We start from the raw sequence: 18,256 nt of genomic DNA, 5'->3' as shown, positions 1-18,256 counted from the left end.
CCGGACCGCTTCGATTACTGAAAGGAATGCATCATGGCTATTTTCGACAACACAACGACTGAGCAGAGGAAGCAAGACCGCATGGTGACCGGGCTGTTCCCCGACCGTGCCAGCGCGGAGCGCGCTTATAACGCGATCTCGACCCGCGGTTATACGAAGGACGACGTCAACCTCATGATGTCCGACGCCACCCGCAAGACCCACTTCGCCGACACCGAGACTGAGCTGGGCAGCAAGGCCGCCGAGGGCGCCGCTGCCGGTGCCGGTATCGGCGGCACCATCGGCGCCGTGCTGGCCGGCGTGGCCGCCATCGGCACCACCCTCGTGATCCCGGGCGCGGGCCTCGTCGTCGCCGGTCCGCTGGCGGCTGCACTGGCCGGCGCGGGCGCGGGCGGCATCACCGGCGGCCTGATCGGCGCGCTGATCGGTGCCGGCATTCCGGAAGAACGCGTCAAGCACTACGAAGAAGGCATCAACAACGGCGGCATCGTGATGGGCGTGACGCCGCGTAACGATGAAGACGTCGCCTACCTGAACCAGACCTTCGTCGATAACGGCGGCTCGCACGTGATCGGCACCGGCATCGGCGCCGCCGCGGGCGCCGCCACCGGCGCCGCACTGGGCGCGGTCGGCGGTCCGGTCGGCATGGCGGCGGGCGCTGCCATCGGCGGCATCGCCGGCGGCATGGCCGGCAAGGGCGTGGGCGAAGTCGTCAACCCGAAACCGGGCGACGACCTGGGCGAACACTATCTGGCCAAAGGCACGGGCGCCGGCGCCGGCGCCGCGATGGGTGCGGCGGCGGGTTCGGTCGCAGGTCCGGTCGGTGCGCTGGCAGGTGCGGCAATCGGCGGCCTGGCCGGCGGCGCAGCGGGCCGTGGCGCGGGCGAAGTGGTGAATCCGCACTCGGAAGACCGCCTGCATGAACACAATCTGGCACAGGGCACGGGTGCCGGCGCGGGCGCGCTGACCGGTGCGGCCGTCGGCAGCGCGGCCGGTCCGATCGGCACCGTCGCGGGCGCCGCCATCGGCGGTATCGCGGGTGGCATGGCCGGCAAGGGCGCGGGCGAAGTCGTGAACCCGAAACCGGGCGACGAGCTGCATGAGCACAACCTGGCCGGCGGCGTCGGCGCGGGTGGCGGTGCGGCGGCCGGTGCCGCGCTGGGCGCCGTGGGCGGCCCGGTGGGCATGGCCGCGGGTGCCGCGATCGGCGGCATCGCCGGCGGCATGGTCGGTAAAGGTGCCGGTCACCTCGTCAACCCGACGGCGGAAGACGCTTACTGGCGCACCAACTACCAGACCCAGCCGTACTACACCACGGGCTACACGTATGACGATTATGCGCCGGCCTATGCGCTGGGCTACAACAATGCGCGCCGCTTCCCGAGCTACGACCTGGCCGAGCCGCACATGGCCGACGAGTGGGATCGTGTGAGGGGCAATTCGCGCCTGACGTGGGAGCAGGCCAAGGCCGCCAGCCGCGCCGCGTGGGACCGCGTGGAGCGTGCGGTGCCGGGTGACCTGGATCGCGACGGCCGCTGATTCGGCGCAGAAATAAGCGCGTAAAAAAACCTCGCGGCCGTGCTGGCCGCGAGGTTTTTTATTGGCTGCCGGTGATTACTGCTTGACGGCTTCGACCTGGATCGCCAGTTTGACTTCCGGCTTGAAGCCCATCTTGACGCCGTAATCCACGCCGAAATCGGCACGGTTGAAGGTGGCCGATGCGTCGGCGCCGCACACTTCACGCTTGAGCATCGGGTGCTGGATGCACTTGAACTGGTTGATGTGCAGGGTGACCGGCTTGGTCACGCCGTGCAGGGTCAGTTCGCCGTCGACGGAGGTCGGCACGTCGCCCTTGAACACGAGCTTGCCCTTGTAGGTGGCGGTCGGGTACTTGGCCACGTCGAACATTTCCGGGCCCTTGGCGTGCTCGTTCAGCTTGGCGTTGCCGAAGTCCAGGCTCGTGGCGTCGATGGTGATGTCGACGTTGCCCGTCTTGTTCGCGCGATCCACGACGATGGTGCCTTCGGTCTTGTCGAACTTGCCGCGCCAGTTCGACAGGCCGCCGAAGTGGTCCGCCTCGAAGCTCGGATAGGTGTGGCCCGGGTCGACCTTGTAGGTGTCGGCGGCGAAGGCGGCGCTGGAAGCGAAGACGGCGGCGAGCAGGGCGAGGTGCTTGAGTTTCATGTAAAACGATCCTTTATCGATAAATGATATTACTGTCCCGCGGCGACGCGGAATTTGATGACGACTTCGTCGGCGACCATGCTCGTGTCCTTCCACTCGCCTTCGCCGATGTTGAAGGCCAGCCGTTTGATCGGCAGCTGCCCTTCGAAAACCTGTTTACCGCCTTCCGGCTTGATCGTGACCGGGAAGGTCACGTCCTGCGTCTTGCCCTTGATGGTCAGCTTGCCGGAGACGGCGAGCTTGCCCGCGCCGGCCGGCTTGATCGCGGACGACACGAAGGTCGCCTTCGGGAATTTGGCCGAGTTGAACCAGTCCTTGCCGGCGACTTCCTTGTTGTACTCCGCCTCGCCGATGTCGAAGCTGGCGGTGTCGATGTCGACGCGCGCCGTCGCCTTGTCCGGGTGCGCGGCGTCGTAGTCGATCTGCGCGTTGAAGCTCTTGAACTTCGATTCGACCGGCACGTTCATCTGCTTGAACACGGCCGAGACGCTGCTGTGCGCGACGTCCGTCTTGAGGGGTACGGCGCTGGCGACCAGCGCGACGCCTGCCAGCAGGGCAGCCAGGCTGCCACGGGTGAATGTCATGGTTATCTCCTTCAATGGGAACGGCCGGGCAGCATGCGTCCGAGGGTGCCGTCGCGGTCGATGAACTGGTGCTTCAGGGCGGCCGCCACGTGCAGGCCGACGAGGCCGGCCATGATCATGTTCAGCCAGTAGTGGATCGGCTTCAGCGTTTCGGCCAGCGCCGGATTCTTGGCGATGAACACCGGCAGTTGGAACAGGCCGAAATAGACGACCGGGAAGCCGGCCGCCAGCGTATAAAAATAGCCCGACAGCGGCACGGCGAAGATCAGCACGTACAGCAGGTGATGCAGGCCGTGGGCGGCGCTGCGCTGCCATGCGGGCATCGTGTCGGGCAGTTCCGGCGGACGATGCTTCAGACGCCACAGCAGGCGCAGCGTGGCGAGCAGCAGCACGGTCACGCCGGCCCATTTATGCCACGAAAAATATTTCAGCTTGGTGGGCGAGATGCCGGGGATGTCCGTCATCACCAGGCCCAGCGTGAACGCACCGATGATCAGCGCGGCGATCAGCCAGTGAAACACGATGGCGGTCGTGGTGTAGCGCTGCATGGACGGGTCTCCGATCAATTAGTACGAGTTAGAACCAAATCTTACCAAGTTCGGCTGGGTTAAGCAGCCGGCATTTCTTTAAACACACTAGCACGACTTGCGACCAAGCGTGATTTTGCAATAGGGACACTTTACCTGTTCCAAATATCGCGAGGAAGCTATCCAAACGGATATCTTTGTTCGACAAATGGCACAATCCGTGGCGCATATGCCAGTCTCAACGGTGCACGCGGCGGAATCATGGATGCGTGAAGGTAAAATGTTAAGAAAATGGATTTATAAAAGATAACGCAATGCACCCACTGGTTCCCCGCCCGCCCGCGCTGCTCGCCGGGCTGTTCGCCGGGCTGCTGGCCCTGCCGGTCCACGCCGACGAAGGGCCGCGGCGACCCGGGGGCGAGTTCGCCGACCTGTCGATCGAAGAGCTGGCGAACATCGACGTCACGTCGGTATCGCGCCGGCCCGAGCGCCTGCAGGACGCGCCGGCATCCGTCTACGTGATCACGGCGGAGGACATCCGCCGCTCGGGCGTGCGTAATCTCGCCGAGGCCCTGAACCTGGCGCCCAATGTGCAGGTCGCGCGCAGCAGCAACGCCAATTATTTCATTTCCGCGCGCGGCATGAACGGCACCAGCGACAGCCCGGCCAACAAGCTGCTGGTGATGATCGACGGCCGCTCCGTGTACTCCCCGCTGTTTTCCGGCACGTTCTGGGACGAGCCGGACGTGATGCTGGAAGACGTGGAACGGATCGAGGTGATCAGCGGCCCGGGCGGCACGCTGTGGGGCGTGAATGCCGTCAACGGCGTCATCAACATCACGACGCACCGCGCGCGCGACACGCAGGGAGATCTATTGGTTCTGCGCGCCGACGACAACGGCGCGCAGGCCGCGTTCCGTCACGGCGCCGCCATGGAGGGCGGCCATTGGCGCGCCTACGGCAAGGCGTTCAGGCTGGAGCACGGCGAGCTGGCATCGGGGCGGCCCGTCGACGACGACTGGACGCAGGGCCAGGTGGGCTGGCGCGGCGACTGGGAACGCGGCCCCGAGCGGTTCAGCGTCAACGCCAACGCGTGGCGCGGGCGCGAAGGCCAGCCGGCGCCGGGCGTTGTCCCGGCCCCGGGCGCGAGCGCGGGCGTGGACGACATCCTGCTCCATGGCGCGAACATCACCGGGCGCTGGGAGCATGTGCTGGACGGCGGCGGCAGCGTGAGCGCGCAGGCGTATTACGACATCCGCTACCGCCGTGTGCCGCCCGCGTTCGCCGACACCGTCGACATCGCCGACCTGCAGCTGCAGCACGCACTGGCGCCGCTGGGCCGCCATCGCATCGTGTGGGGCGGCGAATACCGCTACAACTGGGACCACGTCGACAACAGCCGCTTCGTCGCCTTCCTGCCGGCCAGTGACAAGCAGGCCTGGGCCAGCCTGTTCGCGCAGGACGAGGTGGCCTTGCACGACGACCTGCGCGCCATCATCGGCGCGCGCTGGGAGCGCAATCCGTACACGGGCGTCGAATTCCTGCCGAACGTGCGCCTGTCCTGGCGGGCCACGCCGGCGCACGCGTTCTGGGCGGCCGTGTCGCGCACCGTGCGCGCGCCCGCGCGGCTCGACGTCGACGCCTACGTGCCGGGCGCGCCGCCCTTCCTGCTGGCGGGCGGGAACCGGGTGCGGTCCGAGACCGCGCGCGTGTTCGAACTGGGCTACCGCGGGCAGGCGGGACAGCGCGTGTCGTATTCCGTGACGGCCTACCGCGACCTGTACGATCACCTGCGCACGCAGGACGTCACGCCCGACGGCAAGACGGTCGTGTTCGGCAACCTGATGGAAGGCGCGGCGCGCGGCATCGAAGCCTGGGGCAATGTGCAGATGAGCGAGTCGTGGCGCATCGCCGCGGGCGCCACCTTGTTGCACGAGGCGTTCGCGCTGAAGCCCGGCAGCCGCGACCAGGCCAGCCGCATGACCACGGGCCGCGATCCGGCCTACACGGCGCAGCTGCGCTCCAGCCACGTGATCGACGAGAAGCGCGAGCTGGAACTGGCCGTGCGCCGCAACGGCGCGCTGGGATTCCCATCCGTGCCGGCCTATTGGGCCCTCGACGCCCGCTTCGGCTGGCGCGTAGCAAAGGGGATGGAGTTATCGGTGATCGGGACGAATCTGAACGGCGGTCATGCGGAATACGGCATGGCGTCCGTGCGCAGCGAGGTGCCCAGGACGGTGGGCGTCAAGTTGACGTGGCAGAGGTGAGGAAATATACCGTCGTTCCCGCGCAGGCGGGAACCCATGCTGAACCTCCGAAGCCGCATCCTTGACGCGCTTCGATACGCGCCGCTAACCGAATCCTGATGCTCTGTATGGGAGGGAATAGTGCCGGGGGCACTATTCCCGCTTTCGCGGGGAATGACGTCAGATCGCCTTCGCCAGCTGCGCCGCCAGACCCGTGTAATTCGCCGGCGTCATGGCCAGCAGCAGGTCCTTGGCGTCCTGCGGGATCGCCAGCTTGCCGATGAATTCCTGCAGCGCGTCGCGGGTGATGCCCTTGCCGCGCGTGAGTTCCTTCAGCTGCTCGTACGGGTTCTCGATGCCGTAGCGGCGCATCACGGTCTGCACCGGCTCGGCCAGCACTTCCCAGTTCGCGTCCAGGTCCTGCTCGAGGCGCTGCGGGTTCACTTCCAGCTTGTTCAGGCCGCGCAGGCAGCTGTCGTACGCGAGCAGCGCGTAGCCGAAGCCGACGCCGATATTGCGCAGGACCGTGGAGTCGGTCAGGTCGCGCTGCATGCGCGAGACCGGCAGTTTATCCGCCATGTGGCGCAGCATGGCGTTGGCCAGGCCCAGATTGCCTTCCGAGTTCTCGAAGTCGATCGGGTTGACTTTATGGGGCATCGTCGACGAACCGATTTCGCCGGCCTTCAGCTTCTGCTTGAAGTAGCCGAGCGAGACGTAGGTCCAGATGTCGCGGTTCAGGTCGAGCAGGATCGTGTTCGTGCGCGCGATCGCGTCGAACAGTTCCGCCATGTAGTCGTGCGGCTCGATCTGGATGGTGTACGGGTTGAACGTCAGGCCCAGGCGCTGTTCGATCACGTTCTTCGAGAATGCCGGCCAGTCGAAGCCCGGGTAGGCCGACAGGTGCGCGTTGTAGTTGCCGACGGCGCCGTTCATCTTGCCGAGGATTTCCACGTCCGCGATGCGTTTCACCGCACGCTGCAGGCGCGCGACGACGTTGGCGAATTCCTTGCCGAGGGTCGTCGGGCTCGCGGTCTGGCCGTGCGTGCGCGACAGCATCGGCAGGTCGGCGTTCGTGTGGGCGATCTCGGTCAGCTTGGCGATGACGGCGGCAAGCGACGGCAGCAGCACGCCGTCACGGGCGCTCTTCAACATCATGCCGTGCGACGTATTGTTGATGTCTTCCGACGTGCATGCGAAGTGGATGAATTCGGATGCCGCGACCAGCTCCGGCACGTCCTTCACTTGTTCCTTCAGCCAGTACTCGACGGCCTTCACGTCGTGGTTGGTGACGGCCTCGATTTCCTTGATGCGGGCGGCATCGAGCTCCGAGAAGTCGGCGGCCAGCTTGTCCAGCAATGCGGACGCCTGGGCGGAGAACGGTTTCAGTTCGGCGAAGCCGGCCTGCGACAGCGCCTGCAGCCAGGCGATCTCCACTTTCACGCGATGGTGCATGAAACCGGCTTCCGACAGGATAGGGCGCAGTTTGTCGGTTTTGGCGGCGTAGCGGCCGTCCAGGGGGACAGGGCCGACAGGGTCGAGGAGGCGGTAGAGGTCATGGGAGGAGGGAAGCGGTGAGTGCAAAAACGAGATTCTACCATCGGCAGCCTGGCCGGGATCGCTTTGTCAAGTCTCATTTGACCACCGTTGCAGGCGGTTCCCCGGCGTTCGATGGGCGGAAGGCCGATGTTATACTGTCTGCCAATCCCCTCTACTGAGCATTTATGAAACTCATCGGTTCCGTCACCAGTGCCTATGTGCGCAAGGCGCGCGTCGTGTTGGCAGAAAAAAAGCTCGACTATCAGTTCGAGCTGGAAAACGTCTGGGCACCGGAAACGAACATCGCGTCGTCGAACCCGCTCGGCAAAGTCCCTTGCCTCGTGATGGAAGACGGCAGCACGATGTACGATTCGCGCGTGATCGCCGAATACCTCGACACGCTGACCCCCGTGTGCAAGCTGCTGCCCGCGAACAGCCGCGACCGCGCCAACGTCAAGGTGTGGGAAGCGCTGGCGGACGGCGTGCTGGATGCGGCCGTGCTGGCGTTCCTGGAACGCACGTGGCGTCCGGCCGAGCAGCAGAGCCAGGCCTGGTTCGACCGCCAGATGGGCAAGGTGCACGCCGGCATCAAAGTGATGTCCGAGAACCTCGGCGAGCAACCGTTCTGCATGGGGATCCATTACACGCTGGCCGACGTCGCCGTCGGCTGCACGCTGGGCTGGCTGGCGTTCCGCTTCCCGGACATCGCCTGGCGCGACACCTACCCGAACCTGGCGCGCCTGTTCGACAAGCTGTCCGAACGCCCGTCGTTCAAGGACACCGTGCCGTTCCTGCCGAAGTGAGCGCCGCATGATGACGGCGCGCATCTCGACCATCGTCTTCGGCGAAGTGCTCGTCGACGAGGCCCCGGCCGGGCATGCCGTCGGCGGCGCCCCGTTCAACGTGGCGCGCCACCTGGCCGCCTTCATGGCCCCGCCCCTGATGATCACGCGCATCGGCGACGACCGCAACGGCGCGGCCGTGCGGGCCGAGTTCGAGCGCTTCGTGATCCCGGAATCGGGCCTGCAGATCGACCCGATGGAAGAGACGGGCCGCGCCGTCGCGGAACGTTCGCAGCGCTTCACGCTGCTGCCGCGCCAGGCCTACGATTTCATCGACCCGCAACGCGCCGCCGCGAGCGTCGCCGGCGGCGATCACGACCTGCTGTATTTCGGCACGCTGGTCCAGCGCGAGGAACGCTCGCGCCTGGCGCTGGCGGCCGTGCTGGAAAACACGCGGGCCAAACGCTTCCTCGACCTGAACCTGCGTCCCGGCCACGCGACCGAAGCCATCGTCACGAAATCGCTGACGGCGGCCGACGTCGTCAAGGTCAACGAAGAGGAGTTGCAGGCGCTGTTCCAGTGGTATTTCCAGATCGGCCCGAACGATGCGGCACTGTCGACGGAAGAAGTGCACGCGGCCTGCCGCGCGCTGATGGACCGTTTTTCGCTGGAAGCGCTGATCGTGACGCTGGCCCACCGCGGTTCCGTGTACTTCGGCGCCGACGGCAGCTATATCGCCACGCGCGACAATCCGGTGCCGCCGTTCGTGATCGACACGACGGGCGCCGGCGACGCCTTCGCCGCCATCTTCCTGCTGGGCTGCGCGCGCGGCTGGCCGCTGGAACTGGCGCTTTCTCGCGCCAACGAGTTCGCCGGCGCGATCTGCGCCGTCACGGGGGCCGTGCCGAACGATATCGGCTTCTACGACAAGTGGGTGGCGCGCTGGCGCTAGCCGTCTGATACCGGTAGGGTGGGCGGCCTCCGCCCACGCGTGACGTATGCGATGTGTTGACGTCATACGCGCGCGCACGTTTCATTTGGGGCCCCGGGCCCCAAATGCCCACCTACTCGCCCATCTGGCTCTGCAGATAATTCTGGATGCCCACCTTGACGATGAGGTCGAGCTGGGTTTCCAACCACTCGATGTGTTCCTCGGTGTCTTCGAGAATCTCCAGCAGCAGGTCGCGCGACACGTAATCGTGCGCGATCTCGGCGGCGGCGATGCCTTCCTTGACCGTGACCTGGGCCGCGCGTTCCAGCTTGAGGTCGCATTCGAGCATTTCCTGCGTCGATTCGCCGATCAAGAGCTTATGCAGGGCTTGCAGGTTGGGCAGGCCGTCCAGCATCAGGATGCGGTCGATCAGGCGGTCGGCGTGCTTCATCTCGCCGATCGATTCGTCGTATTCCTTCTTGCCCAGCTTCTCGAAGCCCCAGTGCCTGTACATGCGCGCATGCAGGAAGTACTGGTTGACGGCGGTGAGCTCGTTGGTCAGCTGCGCGTTGAGCAGCCGGATGATGTTGGGATCGCCCTTCATGGATTGCCTTTGCGTGCGGTTAGCGTCATGACATCATAGCAAACCACGGGGCTGGCGGGCATGCCATATGTCGGCATGCCGAAGCCGGCCGCCGCACATCGTCAGATCGCCGCCAGCGCCAGGCCGCCCGCCGCCAGCAGCGACACGGCCCCGATCACGATGCCGACCGTGCGGCGCCGGTTGGTGAGCGTCCACAGCACGACGCCGGACAGCGACAGCAGGATGATGGAACCCGCGAGCGTGTCCACGAGCAGGATCCACCCGGCGCTCATGCCCACGCCCTTGTGCAGGTTGACGAGGGTGCCAAAGACATTATTGTCGGCGCGCTTGACGGTGACATAGCTGTTGCCGACCCAATATTCGGCCTGGACATTGCCCGATGGCGAAGTAAAACTGGCGCTCCAGCGCGCCGGCTGGATCAGGGCCTTGTCGCCCCACGCGACGGGCCGCGCGGCCTCGGCTTTTACGCGTCCCGGTTCCGGCTCCAATCGCAATGAACGCTTGAGCCAGCCGGCCAGCGCCTGCGGACTGGCCGGCGCCGGATTTGGCAGGGGAACCTGGACCGTGGACTCCTGCGCCTCGACGGCGGGAATTTTCATCACGGCCCGGTGGTTGAGGAGGATGCCGGTGCTGCCGAACAGCAGCCCGAGCACTGCGCCCCAGAGGCCGATCCAGCCATGCGTCTTGCGCAGCCACTTGACGATCATGGCGCGGCGCGAAGGTTGGGGAGGAGGCTGGACCGTAAAGGGCGCTCTGGGTGGTCGGAACGGGATTACGGGCATAGGAGTGAAATCTGGGCGCATCGGAAGTCACATATTACCAAGACCGGACCGCGTGTGGACGGGGCACGCACCGATTGTGCGTAGCAACATCGAGGCCTTGTCCGCCGGTGCTCGCCGCCGGCGGCGGCCGGTAGGGAGGAGGGGGCGCCCGTATCAGGCGGCGAGACCGTCGTGCGGCGTGCGGCGCAGCTCGGTGACGGTGGTCTTGCTTTCCAGATGCTCGTGCATCACTTCGCGCGCATAGCTGACGCATTTGCCGCAGCAGGTGCCGACGCCCAGTTCTTTGTACAGGTCGGCCATCGAGGTCAGGCCGAGGTCGACCGCCTGGCGGATTTCGCGGTCGGAAATGTTATTGCAGACGCAGACGATCATGGACGGTTCCGTGGTAAGTGCATCACAGGCCAGTGTTGTTTGGTCTATAATGCGAATCATTCTCATTACCCTTCGTATTCTGCTCAAGTTGAATCCCGAATGCAAGCGTTTTTGTTGCGTTGTTGCGTTAAATGAAGGCTGAGAGAACGGAAGTAGACAAACCGCAAATAGAAATAATTCGCATTTAGGTTTATGATGTACCCATCCGTTACAGCATCGCACTACCACCGGGAAGCGACACCATGACTCTTGCACCCACCCTGACCACGCTCGACAGCCTCAAGGCCGGCCAGAGCGGCACCGTGATCCACCTCGCGCCGAACGCGGTCGGCAGCCGCGACGGCGGCATCGACGTGTCGCGCCGCCTGATGGAACTGGGTTTCGTGCCGGGCGAGCGCATCCGCATGCTCAAGCGCGGCCTGCCCGGCGGTCCGCTGGCGGTGAAGGTCGGCCAGTCGACGTTCGCCCTGCGCCGTTTCGAGGCGGCGCTGGTCTCGATCCAGCCGGAGTGACGGAACCGACATGGGAGCAGTAGATCAGCAGGTCCAGGCGGCCGCCAAAGCGCCGCTCATCGCCCTGCTGGGTAATCCGAACTGCGGCAAGACCGCCCTGTTCAACCGCCTTACCGGCGCGCGCCAGAAGGTCGCGAACTATGCCGGCGTCACCATCGAGCGCAAGGAAGGCAGTTTCATGCTGCCGGGCGGCCGTCCGCTGCGCGTGCTCGACCTGCCCGGCGCCTACAGCCTGAACGCCCATACGCCCGACGAAGCGATCACGCGCGACGTCGTCGCCGGCCTGCGCGCCGGCGAGCAGACGCCGGATGCCGTCGTCTGCGTCGTCAACGCCACCAACCTGCGCCTGAACCTGCGCCTCGTGCTGGAGATCAAGCGCCTCGGCCTGCCGATGGTGCTGGCGCTGAACATGGTCGACGTCGCGAAAAAGCGCGGCATCGAGATCGACACGGCGCGCCTGGCGCAGGAACTCGGCATGCCCGTCATCGAGACCGTCGCCGTGCAGGCCGGCGGCGAGAAGGGCCTGCTCAAGGCGCTGGAAGTGATGCCGTTCGATACGCATGTGACACCGAACCCGCTGTCCGCCATCGACGCCGTCCCCGTCGAGGAGACGCAGCGCGAAGTGCGCCGCATCATCGACGCGACGGTCAGCTTCGACAAGGACACCGGCAACCTGAGCGAGCAGATCGACCACGTCGTGCTGCATCCGGTGATCGGCCCGGTCATCCTGGCGGCCACGATGTTCCTGATTTTCCAGGCCGTGTTCAGTTGGGCCAACGTGCCGATGGACCTGATCAAGAACGCCGTCGACGCGCTGGGCCACTGGGTCGGCAACGCACTGCCGGACGGCCCGCTGCGCGGCCTGATCGTCGACGGCGTGTTCGGCGGCGCGGGCAGCGTCCTCGTGTACCTGCCGCAGATCCTGATCCTGTTCTTCTTCATCCTCGTGCTGGAGGATTGCGGCTACCTGCCGCGCGCCGCGTTCCTGCTCGACCGCATGATGGGCGGCGTGGGCCTGTCCGGCCGGGCGTTCATTCCGCTGCTGTCGTCGTTCGCCTGCGCGATCCCGGGCGTGATGGCCGCGCGCACGATCCAGAACCCGCGCGACCGCCTTGTGACCATCATGATCGCGCCCTTGATGACGTGTTCCGCGCGCCTGCCCGTGTACGCGCTCGTCATCGCCGCGTTCATCCCGCACCGCGAACTGGGCGGCGGCATCAACCTGCAAGGCCTCGTGCTGTTCCTGCTGTACGCGGCGGGCATCGTCAGCGCGATGGGCGTCGCGTACTTCTTCAAGCGCACCGTCGGCGCCAAGGGCCACCAGCCGCTGATGCTGGAACTGCCCGCCTACCACTGGCCGCACCTGCACAACCTGGTGCTGGGCCTGTGGGAGCGCGCGCGTATTTTCGTCACGCGTGTCGGCACCGTGATCCTCACCTTGATGATCCTCGTCTGGTTCCTGTCCAGCTTCCCGGGCGCACCGGAAGGCGCGACGCATCCGCCGATCTACTACAGCATCGCCGGCATGCTGGGCCGCGCCTTGGCCGTCGTGTTCGAGCCGATCGGCTTCGGCTGGCAGATCTGCATCGCGCTCGTGCCGGGCATGGCGGCGCGCGAAGTGGCCGTCGGCGCGCTCGGCACGGTGTACGCGCTGTCGACGACGGGCGACGACGTGGCCAGCTCGCTGACCCCGATCATCGCCGCCTCGTGGACCCTGCCGACGGCGCTGTCGCTGCTGGCCTGGTACGTGTTCGCGCCGCAGTGCCTGTCGACCCTGTCCGTCGTGCGTCGCGAGACGGGCAGCGTGCGCTACGCGCTGCTGATGGCCGGCTATATGTTCGCGCTCGCGTACACGGCCTCGTTCCTGACCTTCCACATCGCACGGGCCGTGCTGGGGAGCTGATCGTGATCCAGTACCTGATCGTCGCCGTCATCGTCGCCTTCGCCGCGCTGTATGCGGCGGCCAAATACCTGCCCAAGGCGTGGCGCGAGAAGCTCGTCTACAAGCTGTCGGGCGGCACCGGCCGTGGCCGGATCGTGAAATGGCTCGGCACCGATTCGAGCTGCGGCAGCGGGTGCGATACGTGCGGCACGTGCGAGACGACGCCGCTGCCCGAGACCGATGCGAAGGGCCGCAAGGTCATCCAGGTTCACGTACGGCACTAGTCACGTCGTTCCCCGACTACCCGTCCGCCTTGGCGGGAACCCGGGTTTACGCGCCGTCGAAACGCATGCAAAACTGGGCCCCGCCTGGGCGGACCGACGGTTTTTTTCAGACCGCCGGTTTCCAATCCGCGCCCACCATCTCCATCAACCGCTTCGCATCGAACGGCGCTCTCACCTTGATGTCGTTGTCGAAGTAGCAGTACACATCCCCATTCTCCGCCCACGCGCGGATGCGCGCGGCCCAGCGTGCCAGCGATTCGTCCTCGTAGCCGCTCGCATACAGCTCGTGCTCGCCGTGCAGGCGCATGTAGACGAAGTCCGCCGTCACCTCGTCGAAGTCGGGCCACTTGCCGGCCGTGTCGGCGACGACCAGCGCCACATTATGCTTGCGCAGCAGCGCACTGAAGGCGGGATCGCGGAAGCTCTCGTGGCGCACTTCGACGGCGTGGCGCAGCGGGCGCACGGCGTCGATCTCCAGCAGCGCGCGGCCCGCAAGCTTCTCGTCGTGACCGCGCGCGATATCGAGTGCGCGGCCCGTGTCGTGCGGCAGCAGGGACAGGAAATGCTCGACCTTGTCCGCGTCGAAGCGCAGCTGCGGCGGGAACTGCCACAGGAAGGGTCCGAGCTTCTCGCGCAGCGCGAACACGCCCGAGGCGAGCACGTTGGCGAGCGGCGTCCCGATGCCGCGCAGTTTGAGCATGTGGGTGAGGAAGCGGTTGCCCTTCACGGCGAACACGAAGCCGGGCGGCGTCGCGTCGTACCACGCCGCATAGCTGGACGGGCGCTGCAGCGAATAGAAGGAACCGTTGATCTCGATGGTGGGCAGGAAGCGCGATGCGTAATCGAGCTCGCGCGACTGCGCGAGGCCGGGCGGGTAGAACACCCCGCGCCATGGTTCGTAACGCCAGCCCGAGATGCCGATGTAGATTGCGCCCATGCCGGCAGTCTAGGCCGGGACATGGGCGCGCTCCGTGCGCTGCCGAACCCTGTATTTGACCTGTGGATTACTTCGTCATCTGCACCACCGGCAGTTCGATCGCGCTCTCCAGTCCCGGCGCGTGATAGACGCGCTGCGTCGCCTTGCGGTAATCGCCCGGCTTGGCGTAGAAGATGTTCGGCACGAAGGTCTGCGGGTTGCGGTCGTACAGCGGGAACCAGCTGGACTGGATCTGCACCATGATGCGGTGGCCCGGCAGGAACACGTGGTCGACGTTGGGCAGGGCGAAGCGGTAGCGCTCGGCCTTGTTCGCGGGGATCGCGGCCGGCTTGTCCAGGCCCTGGTAGTAGCGGCCGCGGAAGATGTCCATCGCGATCGGCAGCTCGTAGCCGCCCAGCTCCGGCTGCGCCGCCACTTCGTCCGGGTACACGTCGATCAGCTTGACGACCCAGTCGCTGTCCGTGCCCGATGTCGACGCGAACAGGTCGACCATCGGCTGGCCGGCCAGCTGCAGCGGCGCCGTGAGCGGGGCGCTCGTGTAGGTCAGCACGTCCGGACGGTCCGAGTAGCTGCGCTGGTCGGTCACGAGCCACGGCTTCCAGACATTGCCGTCGCCCATGTGCACGGGACGGGGCACGAACGGCACCGGCTTGGCCGGATCGGACACGTATTCGTCGAACGCGGCCGTCTTGTCGGCCTTGCCCTCGGCCTTCTCGAACGCGAGGCCGAAGCCCGGCTTCAGGTACAGCGGCGTGGATGCCGGCACGAGCGGCCACTGCTCCAGGCGGCGCCAGCGGTTCACGCCGGTCTGGTACGACCACACGGGCGGCGTGTCGAACGCGGGCGCGCCATCCTTGAGGTATTGGTTGAAGAACGGGAGCATGACGTCGTGGCGGAATTCGCGGGCCGTGTCGCCCGTGAACTTCAGCACGCCCAGCGTCGAGCCTTCGTAATTGACGCCGCTGTGGCGCCACGGGCCGACGACCAGGGAATTCAGCTTGTTCGTCTTGTCCTGCGGTTCGACGGCCGCGTAGGTCGCGTAGGCGCCGTAGATGTCTTCCTGGTCCCAGCGGCCGACGACGGTCATCGTGGGCACGCTCAAGGGACGTTTGGCCAGGATCTTATCGAGCGCCTGCTCCTGCCAGTAGCTGTCGTAGGCCGGATGCTCGAACAGTTTTTTCGTGAAGTTCAGCTGGTCGAGGCCATAGATGTGGGCGAAGTCCGAGGTCGATCCCGCGCGCAGGTAAGCCTCGTAATCGTCGTAGATGCCGGTGACGATTTTCTCGCCTTCGCCGCGCGCCGCGTTCTGGCTGGCGATGTACGCGAGGTTCGGGTTGCGGAAAGCGCCGTTGTGGAACCAGTCGTCGCCGCGCCAGCCGTCGACCATGGGGCTCATCGGCACGGCCGCCTTCAGCGCCGGGTGCGGTTCCACGAGGGCCATCAGCACCGTAAAACCTTCGTAGGACGAGCCGACCATGCCCACCTTGCCGTTCGATTGCGGTATGTTTTTGATGAGCCAATCGATCGTGTCGTAGGCATCCGTGCTGTGGTCGACCGGCGTGTTGTTCAGCGGGCCGCGCACGGGGCGCGTCATCACGTAGTCGCCTTCCGAGCCGTATTTACCGCGCACGTCCTGGAACACGCGGATGTAGCCGTTCTCGATGAAGGCATCGTCGCCGTCGCCCAGGATGGACGCCAGGTGCGGGCTCTTCATGCGGCTCGCGCGGCCGGAGGCGTTATAGGGCGTGCGCGTCAGCATGATCGGCGCCTTGCCCGTCATGACGCTCTTCGGGATCACGATCACGGTGTGCAGCTTGACGCCGTCGCGCATCGGGATCATCACGTCCTGCTTGACGTAGTCGGCGTTCGGGACCGTCGTGGTGAACTTGTCGGCCGGGATGTCCGGCGCCATCGGCGCGGTCTGGGCCTGTGCGCCAGTGGCGAAGGCGGCGGCAAGCACGAGGGAAAGGGCGGACAGGGACGGCAGGCAGTGACGCGACATTGGATGGTTCTCCACGGGACGGTTGAATGAGCAACCTGGGTAAAGTTGCAACCAAACATAGTACCGAAGGGTGGGGAACTCTGCAAACGGGCCATAAAACCGGGGTCAGAGCCCGGTTTTTGGAAATTGCTCAAAATCGGGCTCTGACCCCGGTTTTAGGCGGGTTATGCCGCCAGGCGCTTGCGGTTCGGCGCGGCGAGGGCCGGCACCGCTGCCGCGGGGCCGCTTGCCAGCTTGAACGTGCCGACGATGGCATCCAGTTCGCGCGCCTGTTCCTGCAGGGCGGCGGCGGCGGCGGCGGCTTCCTCGACGAGGGCCGCGTTCTGCTGGGTCGCGTCGTCCATCTGCGCGATGGCCTGGTTGACCTGGGTGATGCCCAGGCTCTGCTCCTGGCTCGACGAGGCGATGTCGCGCATGAGGACCTCCGCGCGGCGCACCGAGCCGACGATCGCTTCCATCGCCTGGCCGGCGCCATCGGCCAGCGCGCTGCCGGCGTCGACCTTGGCGACGGAATCCAGGATCAGCTGGCGGATCTCTTTCGATGCCGCGGCCGACCGTTGCGCCAGCGTGCGCACCTCGCCGGCGACGACCGCGAAGCCGCGGCCTTGTTCGCCCGCACGGGCCGCTTCCACGGCCGCGTTGAGCGCGAGGATATTGGTCTGGAAGGCGATGCCGTCGATGACGCCGATGATCTCGGAAATCTTGCGCGAGCTTTCCGTGATGGCACCCATCGTGCGCACGACTTCCGCCACGACGGCGCCGCCTTTTTCGGCCGACTGCGCCGTCTCGGACACGAGGCGGTTCGCTTCGATCGCGTGCTCGGCGTTGTTGCGCACGGTGGTCGTCAGTTCTTCCATCGCGGCCGCCGTCTCTTCGATGCTCGACGCCTGCGCTTCCGTGCGCGCGGACAGGTCCAGATTGCCGCGTGCGATTTCCGCGGAGGCGTCCGCGATCACGTGGCTGCTGTCGCGTACCTTGCCGATCGTGCCGCTGAGCGAGCCGACGAAGCGGTTGAACGCCTGCGCCAGCTTGCCGACTTCATCCTCGCCATCGGCTTGCAGACGGCGGCTGAGGTCGCCTTCGCCGTCGGCGATTTCGCCCAGCATGCCGGCCGCGCCCATCACGGGAGCCGAAATAGCGCCGGACACGAACCAGATCGCCGCGAGACCCACCGCGCCGCCGACGAGGGCCGCGATGATGGCGGACACCGCCGCCGTCTGGCCGATATTGCCCAGCACTTCGGCTTCCGGCACTTCGGCCACGACGTACAGGCCCAGCTCCGGCACGAACGACGAGGCGACGAACTGGCGGCCCGCCGGCGCGTCGTAGTGCGCCGACGCGAACGCCTGCTTGCCCAGCAGCGAACGCGCCAGATCGGGCGTGAAGCCGGGCAGCTTGTCGAGGGTGTGATGGCCGTCGAGCAGGCTGCGGTCGCGGTGGACCATCAGCACGCCGTCCTTGTTCACCAGGTAGACGAAGCCGGATTTGCCCAGCCGGTAGCTGCGGATGCTGTTCGCCAGCGCGTCGGCGGAGAGGCCCAGGCCGGCGATGGCCAGTTTGCCGTTCGGCGTCTGCACGCGCGTGTTAATGAACAGCATGTAGACATCGGAACCGGCGTCCTTGTCCAGATCGAGCGTGTATGTCTTATTGCTGTCGAGGAAGGCCTTGAACCAGGCGTCCTTGGCGGATGCCTTGTCGATCATGCGGTCGAGACCCTTTTCGGTAAAGTATTTCGAGGTGCTGTCCGACACCCAGAACACGGTGGCCGCGCGGTTGGCTTCACGCAGGCGCTTGGCCTGCGTCGTCCAGGCCGCCAGGCCGTCGTCCGGATTGCCGGCGTCTTCCCACGCCTCCAGGAACGTGTTGTGCGCCAGCGTCTGCGAGATCGCGGCGGGTTCGGCGATCTGGCGCTGGATGTCGTTGCGGATGGCGCTGATCTGGGCCGGCAATTCGCTGCCGACGACGCGCTCGCGCATGTGCGAACCGGTCATCGAAATCGACAGCGTGGACGAGATGGCGATGAATACGAGCAGACACACGCCCATGCTGAGCATGAGCTTGGCGCGGATGGCGAGATGGCGGAATGTCATG

The 18,256-nt window shown here is 66.0% G+C and carries 16 protein-coding genes and 1 pseudogene; 7 read left to right on the top strand and 10 right to left on the bottom strand.

Features of this window, described 5'->3' with window-relative positions; translation table 11 throughout:
- Nucleotides 1–33 precede the first annotated feature (33 nt).
- Complete coding sequence (locus tag BVG12_RS35185; RefSeq protein ID WP_229503645.1) at nucleotides 34–1,539, top strand: hypothetical protein; 1,506 nt, start codon at nucleotides 34–36, stop codon at nucleotides 1,537–1,539.
- A 75-nt stretch (nucleotides 1,540–1,614) separates the two neighbouring features.
- Here BVG12_RS35185 and BVG12_RS17795 read toward each other — a convergent pair whose 3' ends face one another.
- Genes BVG12_RS17795 through BVG12_RS17785 form a run of 3 tightly spaced genes read right to left on the bottom strand, consistent with a single transcriptional unit; the run spans nucleotide 1,615 to nucleotide 3,316 of the window.
- Nucleotides 1,615–2,184 (bottom strand): YceI family protein, encoded by a 570-nt coding sequence (locus tag BVG12_RS17795; protein ID WP_075793562.1) that lies wholly within the window; start codon nucleotides 2,182–2,184, stop codon nucleotides 1,615–1,617.
- 29 nt (nucleotides 2,185–2,213) lie between these two features.
- The gene (locus BVG12_RS17790; RefSeq protein WP_075793561.1) at nucleotides 2,214–2,768 is read right to left on the bottom strand and encodes a YceI family protein; all 555 of its coding nucleotides are present in this window, start codon (nucleotides 2,766–2,768) and stop codon (nucleotides 2,214–2,216) included.
- An 11-nt stretch (nucleotides 2,769–2,779) separates the two neighbouring features.
- Complete coding sequence (locus BVG12_RS17785) at nucleotides 2,780–3,316, bottom strand: cytochrome b (RefSeq protein ID WP_075793560.1); 537 nt, start codon at nucleotides 3,314–3,316, stop codon at nucleotides 2,780–2,782.
- 293 nt (nucleotides 3,317–3,609) lie between these two features.
- On the opposite strand from BVG12_RS17785, the gene BVG12_RS17780 reads away from it, so the two are divergent.
- Nucleotides 3,610–5,562 carry a TOL_0244 family TonB-dependent receptor gene (locus BVG12_RS17780; protein WP_083685183.1) on the top strand — a complete coding sequence of 651 codons (1,953 nt, stop codon included), beginning with the start codon at nucleotides 3,610–3,612 and terminating at the stop codon, nucleotides 5,560–5,562.
- Between the two features lie 159 nt (nucleotides 5,563–5,721).
- Here BVG12_RS17780 and purB read toward each other — a convergent pair.
- Nucleotides 5,722–7,097 (bottom strand): annotated as a pseudogene (gene purB / locus BVG12_RS17775) (adenylosuccinate lyase).
- Between the two features lie 165 nt (nucleotides 7,098–7,262).
- On the opposite strand from purB, the gene BVG12_RS17770 reads away from it, so the two are divergent.
- Nucleotides 7,263–7,880, top strand: a complete 618-nt coding sequence (locus tag BVG12_RS17770) for a glutathione S-transferase family protein (protein WP_075793559.1) — start codon at nucleotides 7,263–7,265, stop codon at nucleotides 7,878–7,880.
- Between the two features lie 7 nt (nucleotides 7,881–7,887).
- The gene (locus BVG12_RS17765) at nucleotides 7,888–8,811 is read left to right on the top strand and encodes a PfkB family carbohydrate kinase (protein ID WP_229503644.1); all 924 of its coding nucleotides are present in this window, start codon (nucleotides 7,888–7,890) and stop codon (nucleotides 8,809–8,811) included.
- A gap of 112 nt (nucleotides 8,812–8,923) precedes the next feature.
- Here BVG12_RS17765 and bfr read toward each other — a convergent pair whose 3' ends face one another.
- The 3 genes from bfr to BVG12_RS17750 all read right to left on the bottom strand — a co-directional run bounded on the left by bfr (nucleotide 8,924) and on the right by BVG12_RS17750 (nucleotide 10,548).
- Nucleotides 8,924–9,394, bottom strand: coding sequence for a bacterioferritin (gene bfr / locus BVG12_RS17760; protein ID WP_056438565.1), 471 nt, complete (start codon nucleotides 9,392–9,394; stop codon nucleotides 8,924–8,926).
- A gap of 101 nt (nucleotides 9,395–9,495) precedes the next feature.
- Entirely contained in the window at nucleotides 9,496–10,176 is a 681-nt protein-coding gene (locus BVG12_RS17755) for a PepSY-associated TM helix domain-containing protein (RefSeq protein ID WP_370662841.1), read from the bottom strand.
- A gap of 153 nt (nucleotides 10,177–10,329) precedes the next feature.
- Nucleotides 10,330–10,548 (bottom strand): (2Fe-2S)-binding protein, encoded by a 219-nt coding sequence (locus tag BVG12_RS17750; protein ID WP_075793557.1) that lies wholly within the window; start codon nucleotides 10,546–10,548, stop codon nucleotides 10,330–10,332.
- 242 nt (nucleotides 10,549–10,790) lie between these two features.
- On the opposite strand from BVG12_RS17750, the gene BVG12_RS17745 reads away from it, so the two are divergent.
- The 3 genes from BVG12_RS17745 to BVG12_RS17735 are packed head-to-tail and all read left to right on the top strand — an operon-like array spanning nucleotide 10,791 to nucleotide 13,226.
- Nucleotides 10,791–11,060, top strand: a complete 270-nt coding sequence (locus tag BVG12_RS17745) for a FeoA family protein (protein ID WP_052170598.1) — start codon at nucleotides 10,791–10,793, stop codon at nucleotides 11,058–11,060.
- 10 nt (nucleotides 11,061–11,070) lie between these two features.
- Nucleotides 11,071–12,963, top strand: a complete 1,893-nt coding sequence (feoB, locus tag BVG12_RS17740) for a ferrous iron transporter B (RefSeq protein ID WP_075793555.1) — start codon at nucleotides 11,071–11,073, stop codon at nucleotides 12,961–12,963.
- Nucleotides 12,964–12,965: 2 nt separating this feature from the next.
- The gene (locus tag BVG12_RS17735; RefSeq protein ID WP_075793554.1) at nucleotides 12,966–13,226 is read left to right on the top strand and encodes a DUF6587 family protein; all 261 of its coding nucleotides are present in this window, start codon (nucleotides 12,966–12,968) and stop codon (nucleotides 13,224–13,226) included.
- Nucleotides 13,227–13,332: 106 nt separating this feature from the next.
- On the opposite strand, the gene BVG12_RS17730 is transcribed toward BVG12_RS17735, so the two are convergent.
- From BVG12_RS17730 to BVG12_RS17720, 3 genes are all read right to left on the bottom strand, one after another.
- Nucleotides 13,333–14,163 (bottom strand): DUF72 domain-containing protein, encoded by an 831-nt coding sequence (locus tag BVG12_RS17730; protein WP_075793553.1) that lies wholly within the window; start codon nucleotides 14,161–14,163, stop codon nucleotides 13,333–13,335.
- Between the two features lie 67 nt (nucleotides 14,164–14,230).
- Nucleotides 14,231–16,165 (bottom strand): CocE/NonD family hydrolase, encoded by a 1,935-nt coding sequence (locus BVG12_RS17725; RefSeq protein WP_075793552.1) that lies wholly within the window; start codon nucleotides 16,163–16,165, stop codon nucleotides 14,231–14,233.
- 164 nt (nucleotides 16,166–16,329) lie between these two features.
- Nucleotides 16,330–18,255 carry a methyl-accepting chemotaxis protein gene (locus tag BVG12_RS17720; protein ID WP_075793551.1) on the bottom strand — a complete coding sequence of 642 codons (1,926 nt, stop codon included), beginning with the start codon at nucleotides 18,253–18,255 and terminating at the stop codon, nucleotides 16,330–16,332.
- Nucleotide 18,256 lies beyond the last annotated feature (1 nt).

Origin of the sequence: Massilia putida (assembly GCF_001941825.1) — a bacterium.
Lineage (GTDB): Bacteria > Pseudomonadota > Gammaproteobacteria > Burkholderiales > Burkholderiaceae_D > Telluria > Telluria putida.
This window is presented reverse-complemented; position numbering and strand designations above follow the sequence as displayed.

Excerpts from the sequence above, each read along its gene's own strand:
- BVG12_RS35185 (WP_229503645.1), top strand. The coding sequence starts at position 34 with ATGGCTATTTTCGACAACACAACGACTGAGCAGAGGAAGCAAGACCGC.
- BVG12_RS17795 (WP_075793562.1), bottom strand. The coding sequence starts at position 2,184 with ATGAAACTCAAGCACCTCGCCCTGCTCGCCGCCGTCTTCGCTTCCAGC.
- BVG12_RS17790 (WP_075793561.1), bottom strand. The coding sequence starts at position 2,768 with ATGACATTCACCCGTGGCAGCCTGGCTGCCCTGCTGGCAGGCGTCGCG.
- BVG12_RS17785 (WP_075793560.1), bottom strand. The coding sequence starts at position 3,316 with ATGCAGCGCTACACCACGACCGCCATCGTGTTTCACTGGCTGATCGCC.
- BVG12_RS17780 (WP_083685183.1), top strand. The coding sequence starts at position 3,610 with ATGCACCCACTGGTTCCCCGCCCGCCCGCGCTGCTCGCCGGGCTGTTC.
- BVG12_RS17770 (WP_075793559.1), top strand. The coding sequence starts at position 7,263 with ATGAAACTCATCGGTTCCGTCACCAGTGCCTATGTGCGCAAGGCGCGC.
- BVG12_RS17765 (WP_229503644.1), top strand. The coding sequence starts at position 7,888 with ATGATGACGGCGCGCATCTCGACCATCGTCTTCGGCGAAGTGCTCGTC.
- bfr (WP_056438565.1), bottom strand. The coding sequence starts at position 9,394 with ATGAAGGGCGATCCCAACATCATCCGGCTGCTCAACGCGCAGCTGACC.
- BVG12_RS17755 (WP_370662841.1), bottom strand. The coding sequence starts at position 10,176 with ATGCCCGTAATCCCGTTCCGACCACCCAGAGCGCCCTTTACGGTCCAG.
- BVG12_RS17750 (WP_075793557.1), bottom strand. The coding sequence starts at position 10,548 with ATGATCGTCTGCGTCTGCAATAACATTTCCGACCGCGAAATCCGCCAG.
- BVG12_RS17745 (WP_052170598.1), top strand. The coding sequence starts at position 10,791 with ATGACTCTTGCACCCACCCTGACCACGCTCGACAGCCTCAAGGCCGGC.
- feoB (WP_075793555.1), top strand. The coding sequence starts at position 11,071 with ATGGGAGCAGTAGATCAGCAGGTCCAGGCGGCCGCCAAAGCGCCGCTC.
- BVG12_RS17730 (WP_075793553.1), bottom strand. The coding sequence starts at position 14,163 with ATGGGCGCAATCTACATCGGCATCTCGGGCTGGCGTTACGAACCATGG.
- BVG12_RS17725 (WP_075793552.1), bottom strand. The coding sequence starts at position 16,165 with ATGTCGCGTCACTGCCTGCCGTCCCTGTCCGCCCTTTCCCTCGTGCTT.
- BVG12_RS17720 (WP_075793551.1), bottom strand. The coding sequence starts at position 18,255 with ATGACATTCCGCCATCTCGCCATCCGCGCCAAGCTCATGCTCAGCATG.